This is a genomic window from uncultured Pelagibacterium sp., assembly GCF_963972885.1.
GTDB classification, from domain to species: Bacteria; Pseudomonadota; Alphaproteobacteria; order Rhizobiales; family Devosiaceae; genus Pelagibacterium; species Pelagibacterium nitratireducens.
Map to the genome: position 1 here is coordinate 1 of NZ_CAXAXY010000122.1, position 7,716 is coordinate 7,716.

Consider the following 7,716-nt stretch of genomic DNA (forward strand, 5'->3'; position numbering starts at 1 on the left):
CATCCAGCTTTCCGAACTCGATCTGGAGATGCAGGCGGCCGAACAGGTGACCCCGGCGCTGGGGTTTGACTATATCCTCAAGGAAGTGCTGTTCGTCATTCCGCAGGGGTCGGGCATTTCCGCCTCGCGGCGCACGGCAGAGGCCAACCAGTACCGCAGCCGCTACAATGGTTGCGACGCCGCTGTCGATCTGGCCATTCAGTATACCGATGCCGCGGTGCGCGATCTGGGCCGGCGGCACGCCACCCAGCTTCCCGAGGCCATTGCCAACGAATTGGCCGGGCTGACCGTGGGGCAGATTTCGAGCCCGCGTGTCGTCGAGAACGGCGTTTCGATGCTGGCGGTCTGTGAAAAGGCCGAAGCGGAGGATTTGACCTTCCTGACCGAAGAGCTGCGCCAGGAAGCAGGCACGGACGCCTTGCAGGCCGAAGCCGAAGCCTATCTGGGCCGGTTGCGTTCCAGCGCTTCGATCATCCGCCGCTAGCAGGCGAGGAACCGTGACCCCGCTTGCGCTCACCATGGGCGAACCGGCCGGTATCGGTCCCGACCTGATCCTGCAACTCTACGCCGACCGGCGGTCCCTCGGGCTGCCGGTCTTTGCCGTTTACGGCCATGCCGGGTTCCTCGCGGCGCGAGCCGAACGGCTGGGCCTCGATATCGAAATCAGGGCGGTGGCGCCCCAAGATACGACGGCGACTTTCGAGAACGCCCTGCCGGTGATCGATATTGCCGGGGACGTCGGGGACACGCCCGGCGAGCCTGATCCCAATACGGCGCCGGTTGTGGTGGGGGCCATTGCCCAGGCCGTCGAGGCCGTGCAGACCGGGATATTCCGTGGGATGGTTACGGCGCCCATCCACAAGGCGGCACTTTATGGGGCGGGGTTTGAATATCCCGGCCATACCGAGTTTCTGGCGGCGCTCTGTGCCGAGGACGATGCCGTCCCCCTGCCCGTGATGATGCTTGCCCATGACGATCTGCGCACGGTGCCGCTGACCATTCACATTCCACTGGCCGAGGTTCCGAGGCAGATCACGCACGAATTGATCCTTGAAACGATCCGGGTGATCGCACGCGATCTTTCGACGCGGTTCGGCATTGCCAAGCCCAGCATCGGGGTGGCGGGGCTCAACCCGCATGCGGGGGAAGACGGGATGATCGGGAGCGAAGAGGTCGATACGATCATTCCGGCACTGGCCGCCCTGCGCCGGGAGGGAATCGACGTGTTCGGACCGCTTTCCGCCGATACGCTTTTCTATCCACCGCACTGGCGCAATTATGATTGCGTGGTGGCGATGTATCACGACCAGGCGTTGATCCCGATCAAGACCGTCGCGTTCGATGCGGGGGTCAATGTGACGCTCGGGCTGCCGATCGTGCGCACATCGCCCGACCATGGCACTGCGTTCTCGCTGGCGGGCACGGGCAAGGCTTCGCATAATTCCATGCTGGCGGCGATACGGTTGGCGGACGCGATTTCATGAGTCAGATCGATGGTTTACCGCCGCTTCGTGAAGTGATCGCGGAGCATGACCTGCGCGCGAAAAAGGAGCTGGGGCAGAATTTCCTGCTCGATCTGAACCTGACGGCACGGATCGCGCGCAGCGCCGGCGATCTGACCGATGTCACGGTGATCGAGGTGGGTCCAGGGCCCGGCGGGCTGACGCGGGCCTTGCTGGCGGCGGGGGCGAAAAAGGTCATCGCCATCGAGCGTGACGAGCGCACGCTGCCTGCGCTTGCCCAGATTGCCGAAGCCTATCGGGGGCGGTTGGAGGTGATTTCCGCCGATGCGCTGGAGGTCGATTACGGCGCGCTGGCCGAGGGGCGCACGAAAATCGTCGCCAATCTGCCCTATAATATCGCCACGCCGCTTCTGACCGGCTGGTTGTCTCAGGAGCCCTGGCCGGCGTGGTTCGAGAGCCTCACGCTGATGTTCCAGCGCGAAGTCGCCGAGCGGATCGTGGCAACGCCCGAGGACAAGGCTTATGGGCGGCTGGGCGTTCTGTCGGGCTGGCGGGCTGATGCACGCATTGCCATGAACGTTGACCGGAATGCCTTTACGCCGCCGCCCAAAGTCACCTCGTCAGTTGTACACATTGTACCCAAGCCGGTTGAATCCGATGTTCCGGTGCGGGCTCTGGAGGAAGTGACGCGGCATGCCTTCGGGCAGCGTCGCAAGATGATAAGGCAGAGCATGAAGGGGTTGGGCGTGCCGCTGGAGGCGCTGTTTGCCGCCGTGGGTCTCAGGGGTGACGAGCGGGCCGAGACGCTGCCGGTTTCGACCTATATTGCCTTGGCGCGGGACGTGGCGCGGCTGCGCGGTTAGCCCAGCGCGTCGATCTGAGCCTTCAGTTCATCGACAAAACCTTCGAGTCTTGTCTGGCGGCCGCGCTGGAGGCGGGCGCTGGCGAGGATGGAGCGGACCATCTGGACCGATTGTTCGAGGTCTTCATTGACCAGCACGTAATCGTATTCCGAATAGTGCTCCATCTCCTTGCGGGCGTTGCGCAGGCGCTTTTCGATGGTGCCCTCGCTGTCCTGGGCGCGGCGTTCGAGACGGGCGCGCAACTCGGCAATCGAGGGGGGCAGAATGAAGACGGTGACCATGTCTTCGCGGCAGTTCTCGTAGAGCTGCAGGGTGCCCTGATAGTCGATATCGAACAGGATATCCTTGCCGGCCGAGAGGCGCTCTTCGACCTTTTCGCGGGGGGTGGCGTAGTAATTGCCGTGCACCTCGGCCCATTCGAGCAGTTCGCCGCGCTCGCGCATTTTCTCGAACGTGGGGACGTCGATGAAATGATAATGGGTGCCATCGATCTCGTCGGTGCGGCGGGTGCGGGTGGTGATCGAAACCGAAAGGCGGATGTTGGGATCCTGAGCGAACAATTGCCGTGAGATCGAGGATTTTCCGGCCCCCGACGGCGAAGCGATCACCAGCATGACGCCGCGGCGCGCAAAATCCATCATTGTCGTTTTCCCTGCCCTGCCCCGTCCGGCGTCTTCCGGATTACTCCAGATTCTGGACCTGCTCCCGTAACTGATCGATAGCCGCCTTGAGGTCAAGCCCGATGGCGGTCAGGCTCACATCATTGCTTTTCGAGCACAGCGTATTGGCCTCGCGGTTGAATTCCTGGCTGAGAAAATCGAGCTTTCGTCCGACCGGACCGCCCTTGCCCAAAAGATCGCGGGCGGCGGTGATGTGGGCGGTGAAGCGGTCGAGTTCCTCTGCGATGTCGGCCTTGGTGGCCAGAAGCGCCGCTTCCTGATGCAGGCGCTCTTCGGACAGACCCTTGTCGGCATCGCGCAGGGTGGCAACCTGATCGCGCAGACGGGCCAGAATGGCGTCGCGCGAGCGGGCCGGATGGGCCTGCGCGGTGTCGGCGAGAAAAGCGATTTCCTCGACGCGCTGGGCGATGATGGCGCCGATGCGTTCACCCTCGCCACGACGGGATTCGACAAGGGCCGTGAGGGCCACGCCAAGGCAATCGAGGACCGAAGCGTGGAGCCGTTCTTCCACATCGGGCGTCAGTTGCGGCTCTTCGGCCTCCATGATGCCCTTGAGGGCAAGGATGGCTTCGATCGAAGGCTTGCGGGCGTCGATGCGCTTTTCGAGGCTCTCGATCAAAGTAAGGACGCGATCAAGGGCGCGTTCATTGACGACGAGTTCGGTATCGGCGGCCTGGCGCTGGAGGTTGACGAAAATCGAGACCGAACCGCGCGCCAGCTTCTCGCCCACCATCCGGCGGATATCGCCATCGAGCACGTCGAGGCCGGGCGACAGGCGTGAGCGGACATCGAGCCCGCGTCCGTTGACCGATTTGATTTCGACGAGAATGGAATAGCCGTCGCTCTGGGCGCTGGCGCGCCCGAAACCGGTCATCGAAGCGAGCGGGCGTGCCATCACTGCTGGCTTTCGGCTGCGGGTTCCTGGGCGGCCGGATCGCCCGCCTCGGCGGCCTGATCGGCCTCTATGGCGTCCATTTCGGCCTGCGCTTCGGCATCGGCGGCATCCTCGGCGGCCTGGCGCTCGATTTCGCGATAGGCGGCGACGTTCTGCTGATGCTCGGCATAGGTTTCGGCAAAGACGTGACCATCGGAGGGCACGGCGCCCTTGGCGACGAAATAGAGATAATCGTGTTCGTCGGGGTGGGCGACGGCACGCAGGGAATCGATGCCCGGATTGGCGATGGGGCCGGCGGGCAGACCGTCGATCTGGTAGGTGTTGTAGGGGGTGACCTGATCGATCTCCGAACGGCGCAGACCGCGCCCGAGCGCGCCCTGCCCGAGTGTAATGCCATAGATGATCGTGGGATCGGACTGGAGGCGCATGCCGACACGGAGCCGGTTGACGAACACAGCGGCGACCTGGGGCCGTTCGCTGGCCAGCCCGGTTTCGCGCTCGACGATGGAGGCGAGAATGACCAGATCGGCCGGGTCTTCGATGGGCAGATCCTCGTCGCGGCCTTCCCAGATTTCGGCCAGCGCCTCGTCCATGGCGGCGGTCATGGCGTCGATCACCGACTGACGGGTATCACCGCGGCGATAGGAATAGGCGCCGGGCAAGAGGCTGCCTTCGGGGGGCAGGACGTCGATGTTGCCGGTCAGGTCAGGGTCATCATTGACGCGTTCGACCACCTGCCAGGAGGTAAAGCCTTCCGGGACCACCACCTGATGCTGGATCGGGGTGCCTTCGGTCAGCTCCTGGATGATATCGAGCATCGATGCGTTGGCGGCGATGTTGAACTCGCCAGCGCGCAGATCGTCTCCGCGACGCAAAAGACGCGAGCCGTAATTGAAGACATCGGCGTTGGAAATGAACCCCTGTTCCTCAAGGCGCGAGGCAACCGTGCCAAGAACATTGCCGGATTCGACAACAAAGCTGCGGTCCTCATCGAACGGCCCGTCGGCGTTAAAAACCGTGACGCCATAGATGAACACGCCGGCGATGCCCAAAAGAGCGAGCAGAATAAGGGTCAGCAGGCCATTGAGGGCCTCGAAAAAGCCATTGGACGAGCGGCGGCGGTTCTTCTTCTTGCGGTCGGCCATGCGGTCGAGTTCACCCCCTTCAGTCTGGCGCGGGCCTTGGGCCCGTCATATCAAGGATAGTCTATGCGTGCGAATCCGCATGGGCCGCATGGTCATATGGGCCAAAAAATCGGGCGAAAACAAGGGTCAAATGGGGGATTAGGGCTGCCAGCACGGCGTTTACAGCCACTTCTGCCGTGGGCGCGGAGAGGTGGCAGGTCCCCGGATCAAGCCCGAGGACGACGAGGTAAAAAGGATTGGGCGCTAAGGCTAGCCGACCTTGGAAAAGATCAGGGATGCGTTGGTGCCGCCAAAGCCGAAGGAATTGGACAGCGCCACGTTGATTTCCTTTTTCACCGGCGTGTGCGGGGCCAAATTGATGACGGACTCCACCGAGGGATTGTCGAGATTGATGGTCGGCGGCGCGATATTGTCGCGCATGGCCAGCAGCGAAAAGATAGCTTCGACAGCGCCGGCCGCGCCGAGCAGATGGCCGACGGCGGATTTCGTCGAACTCATCACGGCATTGGACGCGGCATCACCCAGAAGACGGGTGACAGCGCCCAGTTCGATTTCATCGCCGAGCGGGGTCGAGGTGCCATGGGCGTTGATGTAGTCGATTTCGGCTGGTGCAATACCGGCGCGCTTGAGGGCGGCGGACATGGCGCGGAAGCCGCCATTGCCATCCTCGGCGGGCGCGGTGATGTGGTGCGCATCACCCGACAGGCCATAGCCGATCACTTCGCCATAGATATGGGCGCCGCGTGCCTTGGCATGCTCGTATTCCTCGAGAACGACGATACCGGCGCCCTCGCCCATGACGAACCCGTCGCGGTCCTTGTCATAGGGACGCGAGCCCTTTTCCGGGGCATCGTTAAAGCCCGTGGACAGCGCGCGGCAGGCGGCAAAGCCGGCAAGCGAGAGGCGGTTGATCGGAGATTCGGCGCCGCCGGCCACCATCACGTCGGCATCGTCGAGCGCGATCAGGCGGGCCGCATCGCCGATGGCGTGCGCGCCGGTGGAACAGGCGGTGACCACCGAATGATTGGGACCTTTGAGGCCGTGCTCGATGGAAACGTAGCCGGATGCCAGATTGATGAGGCGGCCGGGAATAAAGAACGGGCTGATGCGGCGCGGGCCTTTTTCAGCCAAGGTGATCGAGGCATCGTAGATGCCGCCAACCCCGCCGATCCCCGAACCGATGAGAACGCCGCTGCGCTCCTGCTGTTCGAGGGTTTTTGCCTCATAGCCGGAATCGCGGAGGGCCTGGGTGGACGCCGCCATGGCAAAGACGATGAACGGATCGACCTTGCGCTGTTCCTTGAGCTCCATCCAATCATCGGGATTGAACTTGCCCTCGGCGGTGTCGCCCATTGGAATGCGGCAGGCGATCTGGCATGCCAGATCGCCAACCTCAAAGTCGGTAACACGCTGCGCGCCAGATCTGGACGCAAGAATATTGGACCAAACGGTTTCGTGACCAACGCCCAGAGGGCTGACGATACCGAGACCGGTGACGACGACGCGGCGCATTTTCATGGGCGTAAAGCTAACCGGCGAAGCCGATTATGCAGTTGCCTTGGTGAGGAAGGCGACGGCGTCACCGAAAGTCTGGATGGACTCGGCAGCGTCATCGGGGATTTCCACGCCGAATTCTTCTTCAAAGGCCATCACGAGTTCGACCTGATCGAGCGAATCCGCTCCCAGATCGTCCATGAAGCTGGCCTTTTCAGTGACCTTGTCGGCCTCGACGTTGAGATGCTCCACGACGATCTTACGGACGCGATCTTCGATGTCGCTCATAGTGTCTTCCTTTTTTGCAGACTAAGAGTTCGTTGTTTAACGCTCTGCCTCTGGGCAGGGAGAGCTCCCTTTTTGCGCAGCGGCGGATTTTCCGGGCTTTTTGCCCTATTTTTTTAACTGCCGGCTACAGTGTGCCGGCGCAACTATCACACTTTGTTGTGCATGACCATATCGTCAAAGCAAGCGGACGCAAGTCCCTTTACCCATCAGATCATCACCATTCCACCATTGACGTTGAGGGTGTGGCCGGTGATGTAGGCTGCGCCCTCGCTGGAAAGGAACACGGCGGCGGCGGCAACCTCCTCGGCGGTGCCGAGCCGGCCGGCCGGCACCTTCTGAAGAATGGTTTCCTGCTGCTTTTCGTTCAATTCGTCGGTCATGGCCGAGGCAATAAAGCCCGGCGCAATGGTGTTGACGGTGATGCCGCGGCTGGCCACTTCATAGGCCAGGGACTTGCTCATGCCGGCAAGACCGGCCTTGGAGGCGGCATAATTGCCCTGGCCGGGATTGCCCACGACGCCGACCACCGACGTGATCGAAACGATGCGGCCAAAACGGCGCTTCATCATGCCCTTGATGGCCGAACGGGTGAGGTGGAAGGGGGCGGTCAGATTGATCTTGAGGACGTCGTCCCACTCCTCGTCCTTCATGCGCATGAACAGATTGTCGCGGGTCATGCCGGCATTGTTGATGAGAATATCGACGCCACCCATGGCCTCCTCGGCCTGCGGTACCAGACGTTCGACCGAATCGAGATCGGAAAGATTGCAGGGCAGAATGTGCTTTTTGCCCGAAATGCCCTTGGCAACCTCTTCGAGCGCTCCGACGCGGGTGCCCGAGAGGGCCACTTCGGCGCCCTGAGCGGCCAGAGCTTTGGCGATGGCCGAG

8 protein-coding genes and 1 pseudogene are annotated in these 7,716 nt (G+C 62.4%); 3 read left to right on the plus strand and 6 right to left on the minus strand.

All coding sequences use genetic code 11. The features are described 5' to 3' along the window. The 3 genes and pseudogenes from AACZ55_RS14645 to rsmA all read left to right on the plus strand — a co-directional run. Positions 1–484, plus strand: a pseudogene (locus AACZ55_RS14645) (hypothetical protein); the annotation flags it as partial. A gap of 13 nt (positions 485–497) precedes the next feature. After that, complete coding sequence (gene pdxA, locus AACZ55_RS14650) at positions 498–1,484, plus strand: 4-hydroxythreonine-4-phosphate dehydrogenase PdxA (protein ID WP_339647286.1); 987 nt, start codon at positions 498–500, stop codon at positions 1,482–1,484. Beyond that, positions 1,481–2,326: a 16S rRNA (adenine(1518)-N(6)/adenine(1519)-N(6))-dimethyltransferase RsmA gene (rsmA, locus tag AACZ55_RS14655; protein WP_339647289.1), complete on the plus strand. Its 846-nt coding sequence runs from the start codon at positions 1,481–1,483 to the stop codon at positions 2,324–2,326. The genes pdxA and rsmA overlap by 4 nt, the downstream gene beginning before the upstream one ends. Here the strand turns inward: rsmA and gmk are convergent. From gmk to fabG, 6 genes are all read right to left on the minus strand, one after another. Then, positions 2,323–2,967, minus strand: a complete 645-nt coding sequence (gmk, locus tag AACZ55_RS14660; RefSeq protein WP_339647291.1) for a guanylate kinase — start codon at positions 2,965–2,967, stop codon at positions 2,323–2,325. The genes rsmA and gmk overlap by 4 nt on opposite strands. Positions 2,968–3,007: 40 nt before the next feature. Beyond that, positions 3,008–3,901 carry a YicC/YloC family endoribonuclease gene (locus AACZ55_RS14665; RefSeq protein ID WP_339647293.1) on the minus strand — a complete coding sequence of 298 codons (894 nt, stop codon included), beginning with the start codon at positions 3,899–3,901 and terminating at the stop codon, positions 3,008–3,010. Next, positions 3,901–5,046: an endolytic transglycosylase MltG gene (gene mltG, locus AACZ55_RS14670; protein WP_339647295.1), complete on the minus strand. Its 1,146-nt coding sequence runs from the start codon at positions 5,044–5,046 to the stop codon at positions 3,901–3,903. Before mltG ends, AACZ55_RS14665 begins: the two co-directional genes overlap by 1 nt. Before the next feature lie 249 nt (positions 5,047–5,295). Then, a complete protein-coding gene (gene fabF, locus AACZ55_RS14675) occupies positions 5,296–6,558 on the minus strand; it encodes a beta-ketoacyl-ACP synthase II (RefSeq protein WP_339647300.1) in 1,263 nt (420 codons plus the stop codon). Between the two features lie 33 nt (positions 6,559–6,591). Then, complete coding sequence (locus tag AACZ55_RS14680) at positions 6,592–6,828, minus strand: acyl carrier protein (protein WP_090595791.1); 237 nt, start codon at positions 6,826–6,828, stop codon at positions 6,592–6,594. Positions 6,829–7,034: 206 nt separating this feature from the next. Beyond that, positions 7,035–7,716, minus strand: a 682-nt coding sequence (fabG, locus tag AACZ55_RS14685; protein ID WP_339647297.1) for a 3-oxoacyl-[acyl-carrier-protein] reductase, incomplete at its 5' end; no start/stop codon positions are given.